Origin of the sequence: Bradyrhizobium sp. LTSPM299 (assembly GCF_000938235.1) — a bacterium.
Taxonomy (GTDB): Bacteria; Pseudomonadota; Alphaproteobacteria; order Rhizobiales; family Xanthobacteraceae; genus Bradyrhizobium.
Genome location: NZ_JYMU01000023.1, coordinates 220,634 through 237,104, shown reverse-complemented (window position 1 = coordinate 237,104; position 16,471 = coordinate 220,634). Strand labels below are relative to the sequence as shown.

Here is a 16,471-nt window from a genome sequence, read left to right as displayed (position 1 = left end):
CATCGAAACCGCTCTTTGTTTAGTGATGCGGATCACAGCGACGTCGAGCGGGACGCGTATTCTGCTGACGGCTACCGGCGAGACCTCTCCGACGTGATTAATCTCTCGTTAATCGGCTGGATGCAGATTTAGCGACATCGCGATGGCACCGGACATCGAGCCGGCAGTCGCAAGGAGAAGCCGACGGTGTAACGCCCGCCGGCTTTTTCTCTGAGTAGCAATGACGGCCGCCCAGTGCGCTGGCATCGATCGACCGGCCCAAGCAGCGGGGAAACTGGACCCGCATCAGCGGCCTCGCCAGAGTCATGGCCAGCCCCTTCCGGCGGCGGTGAGGCGCCTCAGCCTCCTCGGCGGCGCTTGAAAGGCAAAACAACTGCACCAGGCCCGAGCTGTCGCCGATTATTCCGAGCGAACGCTTCGCTCTCCTTTAACTTCGCAATTAGTGCGGCCAGCTTATCAATTCGTGCTCTGAGGCTGGCTCTCTCTGCCGCGATCTCATCCTCGCATCGGTGACAACGTTGCATAACACTACCCCATTAAAAACTGACCCTTCCTCCGGGAAATCAAACGATTACGAGAAGAAAGCCCGTACCCCCGGGGAAGTTTGAGCATGAGCGAACGGATTTTCTTTTGAAAGAATGAAGCGGTGCTACAAGATCGATTGGCAACCGAGCGTTGCGTGCACGGCACGGCCGGGAAGCATCCCCGTGCACCAGCACGAACACTTGAACTGCCGTTTGACCGCGAATCCCGGCGGGAGTCTGATCCGCCCCATGGGAGAGCTTGCCGACTATCGACGCCTGGAGCGGGTTTGCCGAGAGGACGCGGAGCGGGCGGTGCTGCTGGAAACGCGGCACGCGCTGCTGGTCATGGCTGAGCGCTACCGTGTAGCGGCCGACGCGATCGAATTTGGACCCAACCTTGGACCCGAACCAGCGATAACAGGCCTTAACAAGCCGGACAGCGCTGGAATGGTGAGGTGCCGAACACGTTTGAAATCGCTACAAAAGCAGACGGCGCCGTACCCAATGAGACGGCGCCGTTCGTATTTCAAGACCGGTGCCTTAAACCACTCGGCCACCCTTCCATCTCTCGGATGCGAGCGGCATAGCAAAGGGGAAAGAAACGCGAAAGGGGCAAGCTGCAGCCCCGGATTGGCGCCGAGGCGCCTAGCGTTCGGATGCTCAGCTAAACGCGAAGGCCAGCAAGCTCGAGCACAGCAGCACAAGGCTGGCTGCGGTCAGGGTCAGAAATCCGTCGGAGACTAAATCGTGACTGCGCATGATGCACCTGCCTGATCCGATGCTCGTCCGAATTGATTAAAGCTTTCAGTACAGTCGCTCCTGGAAAGAGGTGACGCGTCTTTCCGCCTCAATGGGCCTTCAGGCCCGGTATCGATAGCCTTCCACGGCATGAGCCAAAAAGATGGCTACACTCACCAGGCCCATAACCGCTGTAACCGTCTCGATCATCGCAAACGTTCCTTTGCGCCCCACGCCGGGGAGAAGACGATTGCAGGCTTGCACAGTCAAAAAGATTCAATTGTCGGAATCGAGATCACTCCTGACTGATGATTTGTTGCAACAGTGTGTCTGATCGCGGGACAGGCGACACCACGGGCGGCGGCGTTGCGCGATGAGAAGTCCGTAGATCAACGGAGGGGTGCGCAACGAACCATTCACCACGGGGCGGCTCACCCCATTTCCGCCGTGTTCCGGTTGCGATATCTTCACTATGTGGTGCGGAAGGTGGGCCGCATCGTGGCGAATTGGACGCATCTGCCTCGGAGTAGGCGGGCGTCCGGCAGAGTGGTACTTGGGGCAATGGGGACTAAACGGCCAGATTCGATCGTCCGGACGGCGCGTGGCGCCGTTGCGGTGGCCACGTGCCTCCTCCTTGCCAATTGCGCCTCGTCGAACCAGTTCGCAAGCCGCGTCGATCCTAAATACGGCGTCTCCTCGAGCCCGCGCGTCGTGGCGCTCGGCGACCCCGTGCCGAAGGGCGGCGGCACCTACCGGATCGGCAAGCCCTATGTCGTCGGCGGCCGCACCTATGTGCCTGAAGAGGACGTCAACTACCGCGCTGAAGGCATCGCGTCCTGGTACGGCGACGATTTCCACGGCCGCCTGACCGCCAATGGCGAGGTGTTCGATATGGGGTCGCTCACGGCGGCCCATCCGACCCTGCCGATGCCGAGCTACGCCCGGGTCACCAATCTCAGCAACGGCAAGTCGCTCGTCGTGCGGGTCAATGACCGTGGCCCGTATCACGGCAATCGCCTCATAGACGTCTCGAACAAGGCCGCCGAACTGCTTGAATTCAAAGGCAATGGCGTGGTGCGCGTCCGCGTCGAATATGTCGGCCGGGCGCCGCTCGAAGGCTCCGACGACCGCCAGCTGATCGCGACCCTGCGCACCGGCACGCCGGCGCCATCGCCGTCGATGGTACGGGTCGCCTCGGCGCGGCCGTTCGTGCCGGAGGTGTCCTCATCCTCTGGCCGCATCCGCGGCGACGTTCCGGTGCCCGAGGGCAGGCCTTATAGCCTCGGCAATACCTCGGCCGACTACGCCTCGACCACCGCCACGTCCGAAATGTCCGCCTCAAGCCGCTCGCGTGGCCGCGTCATGAACAATCCGCGGGAAGTGTCCTACGAGAACGACAACCGCTATGCGGCGAGCCCGAGCCCGGCGTCGGCCTATGTGCCGATCGATGCGCGCGGCCCGTCGGAGGTCCTGAGCGGGCGCGGTCTCTACTGAATCAAGACTTTCGCCTGACTATTTGAGAAACGCGATCAGCGCTGCGTTGACCTCGTCCGGCCGTTCCTGCTGGATCCAGTGACCGGCGCCGTCGATGATCCGCTTCTGTTTCAGGTTCGGCAGCACCCGTTCCATGTCTGCGACGCGCTTGGCGCCGATCAGCCCGGTGATCACCGAATCGTTCGATCCCGCCATGAACAGCGAAGGCTGGTGGATCTGGGCGTCCTGCCAGGGCGCGGTCAGCTCCCAGTTGCGGTCGAGGTTGCGGTACCAGTTCAGGCCGCCGCGGAAACCGGACACGGCGTAGCCCGCCGCGAACTCGGCGATGTCGGCATCGCTCAGCCAGGCCGGCAGCGGTTGGCCGCCCGGCAGATTGCCGAGGAAGCCCTTGACCTCATCGACGAACATCGAACTGGGGTCGGATATGCCGCGCGCGAGCACCAGCCGCATGGTGTGGGCGATGTCGCGTTCGAACTCGGCCTCCGCGACGCCGGGTGGCTGAAAATATTGCCAATAGAAATTGGAGATGCCGCTCTCGCGCAGGGTCTGCAGTGGGCGGCCGCGTCCCCGGAATGGCGGCGGCACGCTCAGGCCGGCGACTTTGGTGAAGACATCCGGCCGGAACAGCGCGGCATGCCAGGCCACCGGCGCTCCCCAATCATGGCCGATAATCGCGGCCTGCGTCTCGCCGAGCGCCGCGACCAACGCGACCATGTCGCCGACGGTATCGAAGATCGTGTAGGCGCCGACCTCAGCCGGTGCGCTGGTCCGGCCGAAGCCGCGCATATCAGGGGCGACGACCCGAAAGCCGGCGTCCGCCAACGCGGCGATCTGGTGCCGCCAGGAGTAGGACAGTTCCGGCCAGCCATGACAGAGCACGACGAGCCGGCCTTGCCCGGCCTCACGGACGAACATGTCGATGCCGTTGGCGGAGATGGTGCGTGAGGAAGGCATCGCGGTTCCGCCTTGTTTGCCGGTTTTGCTGTCGTTCCGACGATATGGACGTTCGGCGCAGGCGGCAATCCAACCGTCCGTGCATGAGCGCAAATACCTCAGTTGTTTGCGATACTTCCACCTGTTAGAACGCAGCCTTTCAGGACATCGCCGATGGCAAGCCAGACCGCAGTTTCCCGCACGTTCGCCGCTCGCGCCGGGCGTTGCTGGCGCGGGCTGATCGCGGCCGTCGTGGTGCTCGGCATCGGCTGCAGCGGGGTCGTCTACGCCGCCAACAACAGTGTTCAGGGCGCCAAGAAGGAAGAGGGCGGTTTCGACGGCGATGCCCCGACGGCGATCCTGGTCGAGGCCTCCTCAGGCAGCGTGCTGTTCGAGAAGAACGCCGACGAACTGCGCGCGCCGTCCAGCATGATGAAGCTGATGACCGCAGAGGTGGTATTCAACGCCATCAAGAAAGGCGACATCAAGCTCACGGACGAGTACCGGATCAGCGAGAACGCTTGGCGGCGGGGCGGAGCGCCGTCCGGCACATCCACGATGTTCGCGGCCATCAACAGCAAGGTCTCGATCGACGACCTCCTGCACGGCGCGATCATCCCGAGCGGCAACGATGCCTGCATCGCGCTCGCCGAAGGGATCGCCGGCAATGAGCACACCTTCGCTTCCGATTTCATGACCAAGCGCGCCCGCGAGCTCGGCATGACCAAATCGACCTTCGGCAATTCCAACGGGCTACCGGACCCCACCAACAAGATGACGGTGCGGGAACTGGCGACGCTGGCGCGCTATGTCATCCAGACCTATCCGGACATGTACAAACTGTTCGGCGAGAAGGAGTTCACCTGGAACAAGATCCGCCAGCAAAACCGCAACCCGCTGCTGAACGCGATGCCCGGCGCCGATGGATTGAAGACCGGCTACACCAAGGAAGGTGGTTACGGCATGGTCGGCTCGGCCGTGCAGAACGACACGCGGCTGATCGTCGTCGTCAACGGCCTCGAGGATTCGGAAGACCGCGCCACCGAAGCCAAGAAGATGCTGGAGTGGGGCTTCCGCAGTTTTGAGACGCGAATCCTGATCGCGGCCAACCAGCCGGTCGGCTACGCCCGGGTGTTCGGGGGCGAGAGCCGTTCGGTCAAGCTCGTCAGCCCCGATCCAATCAAGGTGATGGTGTCCAAGAACGGCAACGACAAGCTGCTGGCGCGCGTGGTCTATAGCGGCCCGGTCAAGGCGCCGATCACCGCCGGCCAGAAGATCGGCGTGGTCAGGGTCTGGCGCGGCGCCAATGTCGCGATGGAGACACCGGTGTTTGCAGCGGATGCCGTCGGCACCGGATCGACGATGCGCCGTGCGCTCGACGGCGTCCAGGAACTCGTCATCGGCATGTTCCGCGCCGGCGCCGAGAAGCTCTGACATGGCGGAAGCAGCAGTCAAACGGCCGAGCTTGCGCGGTCGCTTCATTACCTTCGAAGGCGGCGAAGGGTCTGGTAAATCGACCCAGATCCGAAAGCTCGCCGAACGTCTCGACACAGCCAAGCTGCGCGCCATCGTGACCCGCGAGCCGGGTGGTTCGCCGGGCGCCGAGATCATCCGCCACCTCGTGCTGTCGGGGATGGGCAAGCTGCTCGGGCCTGACGCCGAGACGCTGCTGTTTGCCGCCGCGCGCGACGACCACGTCCGCACCGTGATCCTGCCCGCGCTCGACCAGGGCATCTGGGTGCTGTGCGACCGCTTCTTCGATTCCACGCGCGCCTATCAGGGCCACCTCGGGCAGGTGCTGCCCGGCCTCCTCAACGCCATGCAGCGCGTCACGATCGGTGATCTCAAGCCCGACCTGACCATCATCCTCGACGTGCCGGTCGAAATTGGGCTGCAACGCGCCGCCGCGCGCCGGGGCAACGCTGCCGCCGATCGCTTCGAAGCGGAAGACGTCAAGTTTCACCAGGACCTGCGCGAGGCCTACCGGCAGATCGCGGCCGAAGATCCGCAACGCTGCGTGCTGATCGATGCCACGGCCGACCCCGATACGGTCGCATCGCAGGTCTGGACCGCGCTGCGCGAGCACGTGATGACGCTAAAAACGGCGGCAAATTCCGCATGAGCGCACGCAAGGTCGAACAGGAGATTGCAGTCCGGCATCCGCGCGAGACGTCCGATTTGTTCGGGCATCGCGAGGCGGAGAGCACCTTGCTCGATGCCTATCGCAGCGGGCGAATTCCGCACGCCTGGCTGATCGGTGGCGCGCAGGGCATCGGCAAGGCGACACTGGCCTATCGCATGGCGCGGTTCGTGCTGGCGTTCCGCAATCCGAAGGCGTCCCAGGTGCAGCAGGCGCCGACATTGCGGGTTGATCCGGCCGACCACGTGGCGCGGCAGATCACCGCCGGCGCGCATGGCGGACTGTTGGTGCTGGAGCGCGGCCTCAACGATCGCGGCGTGATGCGGACCGTCATCACGGTTGACGAAACCCGCGAGACGATTTCCTTCTTCGGCTCGACCGCCGCAGTCGAGGGTTGGCGCATCTGCATCGTCGACACTGTCGACGAACTCAATCCCAACGCCGCGAACGCGCTATTGAAGATCCTCGAGGAGCCGCCGCAACAATCGCTGTTCCTGCTGGTCAGCAACGCGCCGTCGCGGGTGCTGCCGACCATCCTGTCCCGTTGCCGGAAATTGCTGCTGCGGCCGCTGGAGACCGGCGACGTCGTACGTAGCGCCGCGACCGCAACTGACATCGCAGCCGACGATCCCGCGCTGATCGAAGCCGCTGCGGCCTCCGAGGGCAGCGTCGGGCGGGCGCTGTCGCTGCTCGGCGGCGACGCACTGAAGCTGCAGCAGCGCACGGCCGCGCTGCTGGCAACGCTTCCCATGGTCGATCCGCGCGAGTTGCATGCGCTTGGCGAAGCGCTCGGCACCAGCGACCGCGTCGCGCTCGCCGCATTCGTCGACGGCATCGATCGCTGGATCAGCGACAAGATGCGCACCGGCGACGCCAATGCCAACCTGCCGCGCCTTGCACGGCTGGCGGAGGTATGGGAAAAGATCGTCCGCGCCGCGCGCGACACCGAAGCCTACAATCTGGAGCGCAAGCCGCTGGTTTTCTCGGTGTTTTCCATGCTTGCGGACGCAACCCGATAGACGCTTCGTCTGACCTCTATCCCGACAATCTTGTTCTGATCTGCAAAGGAATCCGTGGTGGCCGCCAAGACAAAATCGTCCAAGAAAAAGGCCAAGACGAAGAAGGCTTCGCCGGCGCGCGCGACCAGAAAGACGACTGCAAAAAAGCGCGCTGCCAAGACAAGCAAGCGGATCGTCAAGAAGGCAAAGAAGACGACAAAGAAGGCCGTCAAGAAATCGGCTGCGAAGAAGACCGCCAAAAAGGCAGTCAAGAAAGCTCCGAAGAAAGCCGCTTCGGCTCCGCCGAAGAAGCAAGCCGTAGAGGCCGTTACGCCCCCCCCCGTGAAGCCTGCTGCGCCGAAACCTCGAGCAGCCAAGAAGGCCCCGAAGGCGACTTTGGTTCTGAAGCAACCCAAGCCCGTCGTCGCGCCCGCTCCCAAAACGGTGCGATCAGCGGATCGCGGCAACGTGTTCTACATCACGACCGCCATCGCCTATCCGAACGGCCAGCCGCATATCGGCCACGCCTACGAGGCGATCGCGACCGACGCATTGGCGCGCTTTCAACGGCTCGACGGCAAGGATGTGTTCTTCCTGACCGGCACCGACGAGCACGGCCAGAAGATGATCCAGACCGCGCAGGGTGAAGGCCTGACGCCGCTCGAGCTCGCCACCCGCAACGCGGCGCGTTTCAAGGAAATGGACGAGCGACTGAACGTCTCGTTCAATCGCTTCATTCGCACCTCGGAAGAGCAGCATCATCGTTCGAGCCAGGCGATCTGGAATCGGATGCAGGACAACGGCGATATCTATATCGACAGCTATGCCGGCTGGTACTCGGTGCGCGACGAGGCCTACTATGCCGAGGACGAGACCGTCGTCGGCGAGGACAATGTCCGCCGCGGCCCGCAGGGCACACCGGTCGAGTGGGTCGAGGAGAAGAGCTACTTCTTCAAGTTGTCGGCCTATCAGGACAGGCTACTGCATCTCTACGAGAGCCAGCCCGACTTCATTGGCCCGGATTCGCGCCGCAACGAGGTGATGAGTTTTGTGCGGGGAGGCCTGAAGGATCTCTCGATCTCGCGCACCACTTTCGATTGGGGCGTCAAGGTCCCCGATAATCCCGAGCACGTGATGTACGTCTGGGTCGACGCACTGACCAACTACATCACCGGCGTCGGCTATCCCGACGAAACCGATGCGAATTGGCGTTACTGGCCGGCTGACGTTCATATCATCGGCAAGGACATCATCCGTTTCCACGCCGTGTACTGGCCGGCGTTCCTGATATCGGCGGGCATTCCCGTCCAGAAACGGGTCTACGCGCATGGCTTTCTGTTCAACAGGGGCGAGAAGATGTCGAAGTCGGTCGGCAACGTCGTCGACCCCTTCAATCTCGCCGAACAATACGGCGTCGACCAGGTGCGTTACTTCTTCATGCGCGAGGTGCCGTTCGGCCAGGACGGCAACTACAATCATGAAGCCATCGTCGCGCGCATCAATGCCGACCTTGCCAACGACTTCGGCAATCTGGCGCAGCGCTCGCTGTCAATGATCGCCAAGCAGCTTGGCGGCGTGTTGCCGGAGCCCGGCGCGTTCAGCGAAAGCGACAAGGCGATCCTGGCGCAGGCTGACGCCATGCTGGAGGCGTCGCGGTCTGCAATGGCCACGCAGCAGATCCATCAATGGCTCAACACGGTCTGGGCCGTGGTCGCCGAAGCCAACCGTTATTTCGCGGGTGAGGCGCCGTGGGCGCTGGCGAAGACCGATGCTGCCAGACAGAAGACGGTGCTCTATGTCACCGCTGAAGTGGTACGTCGGATCGCGATCCTGGCGCAGCCGGTAATGCCGGCATCTTGCGCCAAGATGCTCGACAGCCTCGGTATCCCCGAGGACTCGCGCAGCTTCGCGGCGCTTGGCGAACGGATCAAGCCGGGCACGGTCTTGCCGGCACCCGTCGGCGTGTTCCCGCGCTACGTGGAACCGAAGACCGAGTAGGCGGTTCGGACATCATGCTGGTCGACAGTCACTGCCATCTGGATTTTCCCGATTTCGCCGACGATCTCGACGGGATCGTCGGGCGCGCCGAGGCGGCCGGGATCGGGCGCATTGTCACGATCTCAACCCGGGTGAAACGGCTCGGCGGCCTGCTCGCGATCGCCGAGCGCTTTCCGAATGTCTACTGCTCCGTCGGAACGCATCCGCATCATGCCGATGAAGAGGACGGCATTCCCGCAAGCGAGCTGATAGAACTCGCGAACCATTCGAAGGTCGTCGCGCTCGGCGAGGCGGGGCTCGACTATTTCTACGAACACGGCTCGTCCGAGGCGCAGGAGCGCGGCTTTCGCGCCCATATCGCGGCGGCCCGTGCGACTGGCCTGCCGCTTGTCATCCACACCCGCGAGGCTGACGAGGATTGCGGCCGGATCCTGGAAGACGAGGTGGCGAAGGGCCCGTTCAAGGCCGTTCTGCACTGCTACACCGGCGGGCGCGAGCTTGCGATGAAGGCGATCGCCCTCGGGCTGTCGATCTCGTTCACGGGCATCCTGACCTTCAAGAAGTCGGACACGCTGCGCGCGCTGGCGGCGGAACTACCTGCCGACCGCATCATGGTCGAGACCGACGCGCCGTATTTGGCGCCCGGCAAATTCCGCGGCAAGCGCAACGAGCCGTCCTATGTCGTCGAGGTCGCCAAGGTGCTGGCGGAAACGCGCGGCGTCTCGCTGGACGAGATCTCGCGCCAGACCACCGAAAACTTCTTCCGGCTGTTCTCCAAGGTGCCGGCACCTAAGGTAGCTCGATGACGCTGACACTGACCATTATGGGCTGCGGTTCCTCTGCCGGCGTGCCGCGCCCGGCGCTTGGCTGGGGCGCCTGCGATCCCAACAACCCGAAGAACCGACGCCGCCGCTGTTCAATGTTGGCCGAGCGCACGACTGCGCAGGGCACCACGCGGGTCGTGATCGACACCTCACCCGATTTGCGCGAGCAGTTGATCGACGCCAATGTCGACCATATCGACGCGGTGTTTTTGACGCATGAGCATGCCGACCAGACCCACGGCATCGACGATCTGCGCTCGGTCGTGCTGCACCAGCGCCGCCGCATCCCGGTTTATTTCAACATTGCGACCGCCAACGACATCATGGCGCGGTTTTCCTACTGCTTCATCTCGCCCGAGGGCAGCGATTATCCGCCGATCCTGACGCGGCACTCGATCGAGGCCGGTGAAAGCCGGACGATCGACGGGAAGGGGGGCCCGCTCGAACTCACCGCCTTCCTGGTCAAGCACGGCAACATCCCCGCGCTCGGCTACCGCATTGGTGACGCCGCCTACACACCCGATCTCCACGACATTCCAGAGGAAAGCTGGCCGGCGCTGCAGGGTCTCGATCTCTGGATTGTCGACGCATTGCGCTATGCCCCGCATCCCAGCCATTTCAGCCTCAGCGACGCGCTGTCATGGATCGATCGCTTCAAGCCGAAGCGGGCGGTTCTCACTAACCTGCATTCCGACCTCGATTACGAGGTGTTGCGGCAAAGCCTGCCGGCCAGCGTGATCCCGGCCTATGACGGCATGCGCCTGACGCTGGAGCGGGCGAACTGAAGCAACCCGTTGTGTCGCGCCGCAATAGGTCTAATAGGTCACACAGCCGCGGTCGGCATTTGAGCTTGCACTCTGCTTGAGCTTGCCCTCTCCTGCGGGTCGCGAACAATCCACTTTGAGGGAACTCTATGCTCGTCGATCCCACTGCGCGGATTGAGGATGGGGCGGTGATCGGCGCCGGCACGTCGATTGGTCCTTATTGCGTTATTGGTTCCCGCGTCATTATCGGCGCAAACTGCAAGCTTATCGCGCACGTGCACATCACCGCGGAGACCACGATCGGTGGCGGCTGCACGATCTATCCGTTCGTCTCGCTGGGCACGCCCCCGCAAGCCCTGAGCCATCGCGGCGAACTGACCAAACTTCAGATCGGCCAGCAATGCACAATCCGGGAGCAGGTTACCATGAACGCCGGAACCGTCGCGGGCGGCGGCGTTACCCGAGTCGGCGATCGCGGCTATTTCATGAATTGCAGCCATGTCGGTCATGACTGCGTCGTAGGCAACGACGTCATCTTCGCGACATCAGCGACGCTCGGCGGCCACTGCGAAATCGGCGATTTTGTTTTTATGGGAGGCCTCTCGTCGGCCCATCAATTCGTTCGAATCGGGGCGCAGGCGATGATCGGGGCTGCAAGTTGCGTGCGTGGCGACGTCATCCCGTTTGGCCTCGCAAGCGGCCAGTACGCGGGTCTCGCCGGGCTCAATTTGGTTGGCATGCGACGCCGTGATTTTACCCACGCTCGGCTCGCGGTGGTCAGAGCGTTCTACCAAAAATTATTTCGCGGCCCCGGTGTGTTTGCCGCGCGTCTGCACGAGGTAAGGCAACTGACGGAGGCGGATCCCGCGATTGCGGAAATTCTGGCCTTCATCGACGCGGCAAGGCATCGCTCGCTGTGTCTACCGGCGAATGACGACGATCTGATTGCGCCACGCCGAAACGCTTACGCTGAACTGGGCTAATAGCGCCGCGGGAATTTCTGAATCTTTCGGTCGATGTCTTCGGGAGCGCGCCGGATATCTCGGCCTCCGTCGCCCGCGCCTTCCCTCACTTCGACAAAGGAGCGGGGGGATTCACCCCATTTCGCGGATCGGGCCTTGCTACCACCACCGCTATGGACCGACCGCCCGGCGGGCGGGGGGCGGTTGCGTAAGATCGCCCGCGGTCTTGCATTGACCTTTTGCGCAGAGGGTATATCGTTATGATCATAACGAATAGATCAGGGAGGATCAGATGGCGGAAACTGCAGCAGCGCGCGATTACACCGATCGGACGCGATACGACGCGCTGATGGACGTCGTGAAAAACCGTCTGACCACCCGGGCATTCGATTCCAGGTACGCGATGCCGTCGGAGCATTACGACCTGATCCTGGAGGCGGCGCGGCACGCACCATCAGGCGCCAACGCGCAGCCGTGGCACTTCATTGCCGTCACCGATCAGGATCTGAAGAACAAGATCACGGAGTATTTCCGTGAGGAGCAGGTCATCCGTGCCCGGCTCAAGATGAAGTTTCCGACGCCCGACTATCGCGGACTTGCGTCAGCCCCGGGCTTCATCGTCGTCGCCAGCGACTTCCGCTGGGTGAAAGCGTTTCCGGTCCTCAACGACGGGTCCGAACTCGACAAGATGTACAAGGAGAACGCGGAGCGGATCCTACTCCAGAGCGTGGCAGCCGCCACGATGTCTGCGCATCTGGCAGCCGCGGCACTCGGATATAATGTCTGGTGGGTGACCGCGATCGGGCAGGAGAAGGCGCAGCAGGCCATGAAGCCGCTGCTCGGCATACCTGCGGAGCTATCGGTGCTCGATATCATGTGTTTCGGTCCGCCTGCGAAGGCGCCGTACAAGCGCTGGAAGAAGAGCCTAGCTGACATAAGCAACTGGAACAGGTTCGATGCTTCGCACTTCATGACCGAAGCCCAGATCGACGAATGGGTTTCGACCACGCGCCACAAGGTGATGTACCGCGATGCCGAGAACGTCGACTAAATCAGCTGTGCCGGCGAAACGTCTGGCGCCAGACTACAGGCTGGAGGACCAGGTCGGCTTCCTGCTGCGCCGCGCCTATCAGCGCGCGTCGTCCAATTTGGTCGAACAGATCGGTTCCTACGACCTGACGGCTCCGCAATATGCGACGCTGGCCCGGCTTTATGAGCGGGGCCCGCTCTCGCAAAACCTGCTTGGCCGGCTCGTCGCGATGGAGCCCGCCAATATCCGCGACGTGGTGCTGCGGCTGAAGAAGCGGCGCCTGGTCGCGACCCGGCGTGATCCGACGGACAAGCGGCTGATCCTGATCGACCTGACGGCCACCGGGGTTGCGCTGGTCGAGCAATTGATCCCGATCGAAATCGAATGCACTGCCAAGACGTTGGCGCCGCTCAAGGCCGGCCAGAAGGAATTGCTCTATCAGCTGCTCAGCCAGCTTGCGGAGCGCTGAGTGCCCTCTCTCACGCCGTGATCGCCTTCGCCGATCCGACCTCGTTGCGCAGCAGGAATTTCTGGATCTTGCCGGTCGACGTCTTCGGGATCGCGCCGAACACCACTGACTTGGGCGTCTTGAAGCCCGGCATGTGCTCGCGGCAATAGGCGATGATCTCGGCTTCGGTGGCCTTGGCGCCGTCCTTCAGCTCGATGAAGGCGCAGGGCACTTCACCCCATTTTGCATCCGGCTTTGCGACGACAGCCGCGAACAGCACGGCCGGGTGCCTGTAGAGGACATCCTCGACCTCGACGGAGGAGACGTTCTCGCCGCCGGAGATGATGATGTCCTTGGAGCGGTCCTTGATGATGACGTAGCCGTGCGCATCGAGGACGCCGAGATCGCCGGTGTGAAACCAGCCGCCGGCGAAAGCTTCCTGCGTTGCCTTCTCGTTCTTGAGATAGCCCTTCATCACGATATTGCCGCGGAACATGACCTCGCCGATCGTCTCGCCATCGCGCGGCACCACGCGCATGGTCTCGGGATCGAGCACCGTGACGCCTTCCTGCAGCGGATAGGAGACGCCCTGGCGCCGTTTCAATTGCGCGCGCTGGTCAGCCGATAACTCGTCCCAGCCGGGCTGCTCGGCGCAGACGGAGGCGGGGCCATAGACCTCGGTCAGGCCGTAGACATGAGTCAGTTTGATGCCGATACGCTCGGCGCCTTCGAGCACCGCGACCGGCGGTGCCGCGCCCGCGATCAGCCCGACCACGGACGTTGCCTTTCCGGCGCCGGGAGCGCTCGGGGCATTGATCAGCGTATTGTAAACGATCGGCGCGCCGCACATGTGAGTGACGCCGTGCTGCGGGATCAATTCGAAGATCTTGGCCGGATCGACCTTGCGCAGGCAGACGTTGATGCCCGCGGTCGCGGCCAGGGTCCAAGGGAAGCACCAGCCGTTGCAGTGAAACATAGGCAGGGTCCACAAGTAGACAGGATGCTGGCCGAGATTGCCGGCCAGGATGTTGCTGACGGCGTTCAGATAGGCGCCGCGGTGATGCGTCACCACACCCTTGGGATTGCCCGTCGTGCCGGACGTGTAGCTCAGCGCGATCGCGTCCCATTCGTCGGCCGGCGGCCGTTCCACGAAGGCGGGATCGCCTTGCGCGACCGCTGCCTCATACTCGATCTCGCCGATCCGCGTGCCGCCGTCAAACGCTGCGTCGTCGACGTCGATCACGAACGGCTTTGTACCTTTCATCAGGGGCAAAGCTTCGGCGATCACGGCGGAAAATTCGGGGTCGACGAGGATGATCTTCGCGCCGCCATGGTCGAGCTGGAACGCGATCGACGACGCGTCGAGACGAATGTTGAGCGCGTTCAGCACCGCCCCGGCCATCGGCACCGCAAAATGCAGCTCGTTCATAGCCGGGATGTTCGGCAGCATCGCCGCCACCGTGTCGCCATGGCCGATGCCGCGGCCGGCGAGATAGGAGGCAAAGCGCTTGCAGCGGTCGTAGGTCTGCTTCCAGGTGAAGCTGCGGCCTTCATAGACCGCGCTGATGTGGTCCGGATACACCGCGGCCGAGCGCGCGAGGAAGCTGAGTGGCGTCAGTGGCACGTAATTGGCGGGCGTCTTCTCGAGCCCGATCGAGTACTGGTTTTGAGCTGCACTCATGGCTCTATCCGATCTGCGAGGTACCTAGAGGAACCCGATCGATATCCAGGGGAAGATGGCGACGATGATCAGGCCGATCAGCAGCGCCAGCATGTAACCCCAGATCGGCCGGATACCCTCGGCCGGATCGACGCGCCCGATGGCGCAGGCGGCATAATAGCCGACGCCGAACGGCGGCGCGAACAATCCGATGCCCATCGCCAGGATGATGATCATGGCGTAGTGCACCTCGTGGACCCCGACCTGCCGTGCGATCGGAAACAGCAGCGGCCCGAACAGCACAATCGCGGGAATGCCCTCGAGCACGCTGCCGAGAATCACGAAGGCCAGGATCGAGACCGCAATGAAGCTCGCCGAACCGCCCGGCAGGCCGGTCATCGACGCCGCCAGCGCGCGCGAGAAGCCGGACTGGGTCAGGCCCCAGGCCATTCCTGTTGCGGTTCCGATGATGAACAGGATCGCGCCCGACAGGCACGCCGTTTCGATCAGCATTGGCAACAGCCGCCGCCATTTGAACTGGCGGTAGATCACGAGCCCGATGACCAAGGCGTAGACGATGCCGATGGTGGACACCTCGGTCGCGGTGGCGATGCCTTCGATCACCGCGTAGCGGATCACGAACGGCAGCGCCAATGCGGGCAGGGCGACCACGAACGCCTTGCCGATCTCGCTCGCGCCAGCGCGCTGGACATGGCTCAAATCCTCGCCGCGGTAGCGCCACCACACCAGCGCCGACAGCGTGATCGCCAGCACGACGCCCGGCAGCAGGCCGCCCGTGAACAGTGCCGAGATCGAGACGCCGGTTACCGACCCGATGGTGATCAGCACCAGGCTCGGCGGAATGGTTTCGGTCTGCGCGCCGGTCGCCGCGAGCAGGGCGACGAGGTCGCCGGCTTTCGCACCGCGCTGCTTCATTTCCGGAAACAGCACCGGTGCCACTGCCGCCATGTCGGCCGCCTTCGATCCAGAAATGCCCGAGACCAGATACATGGCGCCGACCAGCACATAATGCAGGCCGCCGCGGACATGCCCCAGCAGGCTCGCCAGGAACGCGACCATGGCCCGTGCCATGCCGGTCATCTCGATCAACAGACCGAGGAACACGAACAGCGGCACCGAGAGCAGGATCAGATGGCTCATGCCCTCGTCCATCCGGCCGACCAGCACCATCAGCGGCGTCCGCGTGGTCAGCGCGAGATAGCCGAAGATCGCCATGCCGAAGGCAAAGCCGATCGGCACGCCGGCGAAGACGCAGAAGGCGACCACGCCGACGAAGAAGATGACCAGGTTGAGATTGCCGAGCGGCCGCAGCCAGGGCTGTGCGAGCCAGAACAACCCGATCAAGGCTGCAACCGTGACCGCGGCCATCAGCAAGGTCTTGACGTCGCCGGCCCGCGCCAGGCGCAGCAGCGCAAACAGCGCCATCAGGCAGGTGCCGACCGGCAGCGCCGCCGCGCGCCAGGTATTGGAGATCTGCAGCGCCGGCGTCGTGATGAAGCTTTCCTCATAGGCATATTCATAGGCCGGCCGCAGGATCAGGATCAGGAACGCCAGCGCGGCGCAGGTCGCGACGATGTCGAGATAGCCCCAAAGCCTCGGTCCGGCGCTCGCGACCAGCGCCGTCATGCGCATATGCTCGCCGCGCCGGAACGCAACCGCCGAGCCCAGCATCGCGAGCCACAGGAACAGGATCGAGGCCAATTCGTCGGACCAGATCAGCGGCGAATGCAGCACGTAGCGCGAGATCACGCCGGCGAACAGGATCACGACTTCGGCGACGACCAGGATCGCCGCCGGGATTTCCACCAGCAGCCCGAGCGCCGCTTCGATGGACCCGAGAACGGAGCGGCGGCGAGGGGGCTGCGACGCCGCCTCGCCGGCCACGGCCGGCGTCACCTCGACCTGAGCCTTCACATGGGCCATGACAAGGCTCCCGT

At 63.5% G+C, this 16,471-nt stretch carries 14 protein-coding genes; 10 read left to right on the top strand and 4 right to left on the bottom strand.

Translation table 11 applies throughout. From position 1 onward, the window contains the following. Nucleotides 1-1,823: 1,823 nt before the first annotated feature. On the top strand, nt 1,824-2,756 hold the full coding sequence (locus UP10_RS15350) for a septal ring lytic transglycosylase RlpA family protein (RefSeq protein WP_044588146.1): 933 nt from the start codon (nt 1,824-1,826) through the stop codon (nt 2,754-2,756). Nucleotides 2,757-2,774: 18 nt separating this feature from the next. On the opposite strand, the gene UP10_RS15345 is transcribed toward UP10_RS15350, so the two are convergent. Continuing rightward, nucleotides 2,775-3,710, bottom strand: a complete 936-nt coding sequence (locus UP10_RS15345) for an alpha/beta fold hydrolase (RefSeq protein ID WP_044588145.1) — start codon at nt 3,708-3,710, stop codon at nt 2,775-2,777. Between the two features lie 153 nt (nt 3,711-3,863). Here UP10_RS15345 and UP10_RS15340 point away from each other — a divergent pair, with 153 nt between their 5' ends. The 3 genes from UP10_RS15340 to UP10_RS15330 are packed head-to-tail and all read left to right on the top strand — an operon-like array spanning nt 3,864 to nt 6,848. Next, the gene (locus UP10_RS15340) at nt 3,864-5,123 is read left to right on the top strand and encodes a D-alanyl-D-alanine carboxypeptidase family protein (RefSeq protein WP_044588144.1); all 1,260 of its coding nucleotides are present in this window, start codon (nt 3,864-3,866) and stop codon (nt 5,121-5,123) included. A gap of 1 nt (nt 5,124) precedes the next feature. Next, a complete protein-coding gene (gene tmk, locus UP10_RS15335; protein ID WP_044542121.1) occupies nt 5,125-5,811 on the top strand; it encodes a dTMP kinase in 687 nt (228 codons plus the stop codon). Further along, complete coding sequence (locus UP10_RS15330; protein ID WP_044588143.1) at nt 5,808-6,848, top strand: DNA polymerase III subunit delta'; 1,041 nt, start codon at nt 5,808-5,810, stop codon at nt 6,846-6,848. Before tmk ends, UP10_RS15330 begins: the two co-directional genes overlap by 4 nt. Here the strand turns inward: UP10_RS15330 and UP10_RS45820 are convergent. After that, nucleotides 6,782-7,294 (bottom strand): hypothetical protein, encoded by a 513-nt coding sequence (locus UP10_RS45820; RefSeq protein ID WP_245321748.1) that lies wholly within the window; start codon nt 7,292-7,294, stop codon nt 6,782-6,784. The genes UP10_RS15330 and UP10_RS45820 overlap by 67 nt on opposite strands. A gap of 1 nt (nt 7,295) precedes the next feature. Here UP10_RS45820 and metG point away from each other — a divergent pair, with 1 nt between their 5' ends. The 6 genes from metG to UP10_RS15300 all read left to right on the top strand — a co-directional run bounded on the left by metG (nt 7,296) and on the right by UP10_RS15300 (nt 12,874). After that, complete coding sequence (gene metG, locus UP10_RS15325) at nt 7,296-8,825, top strand: methionine--tRNA ligase (RefSeq protein WP_245321747.1); 1,530 nt, start codon at nt 7,296-7,298, stop codon at nt 8,823-8,825. Nucleotides 8,826-8,839: 14 nt separating this feature from the next. Then, nucleotides 8,840-9,631: a TatD family hydrolase gene (locus UP10_RS15320; protein WP_044588142.1), complete on the top strand. Its 792-nt coding sequence runs from the start codon at nt 8,840-8,842 to the stop codon at nt 9,629-9,631. Next, on the top strand, nt 9,628-10,434 hold the full coding sequence (locus UP10_RS15315) for an MBL fold metallo-hydrolase (RefSeq protein WP_044588141.1): 807 nt from the start codon (nt 9,628-9,630) through the stop codon (nt 10,432-10,434). Before UP10_RS15320 ends, UP10_RS15315 begins: the two co-directional genes overlap by 4 nt. A gap of 128 nt (nt 10,435-10,562) precedes the next feature. Next, nucleotides 10,563-11,396 (top strand): acyl-ACP--UDP-N-acetylglucosamine O-acyltransferase, encoded by an 834-nt coding sequence (gene lpxA, locus UP10_RS15310; RefSeq protein ID WP_044588140.1) that lies wholly within the window; start codon nt 10,563-10,565, stop codon nt 11,394-11,396. A 271-nt stretch (nt 11,397-11,667) separates the two neighbouring features. After that, nucleotides 11,668-12,426, top strand: coding sequence for a nitroreductase family protein (locus UP10_RS15305; RefSeq protein WP_044588139.1), 759 nt, complete (start codon nt 11,668-11,670; stop codon nt 12,424-12,426). A 7-nt stretch (nt 12,427-12,433) separates the two neighbouring features. Beyond that, entirely contained in the window at nt 12,434-12,874 is a 441-nt protein-coding gene (locus UP10_RS15300; RefSeq protein WP_050043691.1) for a MarR family winged helix-turn-helix transcriptional regulator, read from the top strand. Nucleotides 12,875-12,884: 10 nt separating this feature from the next. Here UP10_RS15300 and UP10_RS15295 read toward each other — a convergent pair whose 3' ends face one another. Further along, nucleotides 12,885-14,534: an acyl-CoA synthetase gene (locus UP10_RS15295; RefSeq protein ID WP_044588137.1), complete on the bottom strand. Its 1,650-nt coding sequence runs from the start codon at nt 14,532-14,534 to the stop codon at nt 12,885-12,887. Nucleotides 14,535-14,558: 24 nt separating this feature from the next. Next, nucleotides 14,559-16,457, bottom strand: coding sequence for a TRAP transporter large permease (locus UP10_RS15290; protein ID WP_044588136.1), 1,899 nt, complete (start codon nt 16,455-16,457; stop codon nt 14,559-14,561). Nucleotides 16,458-16,471 lie beyond the last annotated feature (14 nt).

Excerpts from the sequence above, each read along its gene's own strand:
- UP10_RS15295 (WP_044588137.1), bottom strand. The coding sequence starts at position 14,534 with ATGAGTGCAGCTCAAAACCAGTACTCGATCGGGCTCGAGAAGACGCCC.
- UP10_RS15305 (WP_044588139.1), top strand. The coding sequence starts at position 11,668 with ATGGCGGAAACTGCAGCAGCGCGCGATTACACCGATCGGACGCGATAC.
- UP10_RS15315 (WP_044588141.1), top strand. The coding sequence starts at position 9,628 with ATGACGCTGACACTGACCATTATGGGCTGCGGTTCCTCTGCCGGCGTG.
- UP10_RS15320 (WP_044588142.1), top strand. The coding sequence starts at position 8,840 with ATGCTGGTCGACAGTCACTGCCATCTGGATTTTCCCGATTTCGCCGAC.
- tmk (WP_044542121.1), top strand. The coding sequence starts at position 5,125 with ATGGCGGAAGCAGCAGTCAAACGGCCGAGCTTGCGCGGTCGCTTCATT.
- lpxA (WP_044588140.1), top strand. The coding sequence starts at position 10,563 with ATGCTCGTCGATCCCACTGCGCGGATTGAGGATGGGGCGGTGATCGGC.
- UP10_RS15350 (WP_044588146.1), top strand. The coding sequence starts at position 1,824 with ATGGGGACTAAACGGCCAGATTCGATCGTCCGGACGGCGCGTGGCGCC.
- UP10_RS15345 (WP_044588145.1), bottom strand. The coding sequence starts at position 3,710 with ATGCCTTCCTCACGCACCATCTCCGCCAACGGCATCGACATGTTCGTC.
- UP10_RS15330 (WP_044588143.1), top strand. The coding sequence starts at position 5,808 with ATGAGCGCACGCAAGGTCGAACAGGAGATTGCAGTCCGGCATCCGCGC.
- UP10_RS15290 (WP_044588136.1), bottom strand. The coding sequence starts at position 16,457 with ATGGCCCATGTGAAGGCTCAGGTCGAGGTGACGCCGGCCGTGGCCGGC.
- UP10_RS15340 (WP_044588144.1), top strand. The coding sequence starts at position 3,864 with ATGGCAAGCCAGACCGCAGTTTCCCGCACGTTCGCCGCTCGCGCCGGG.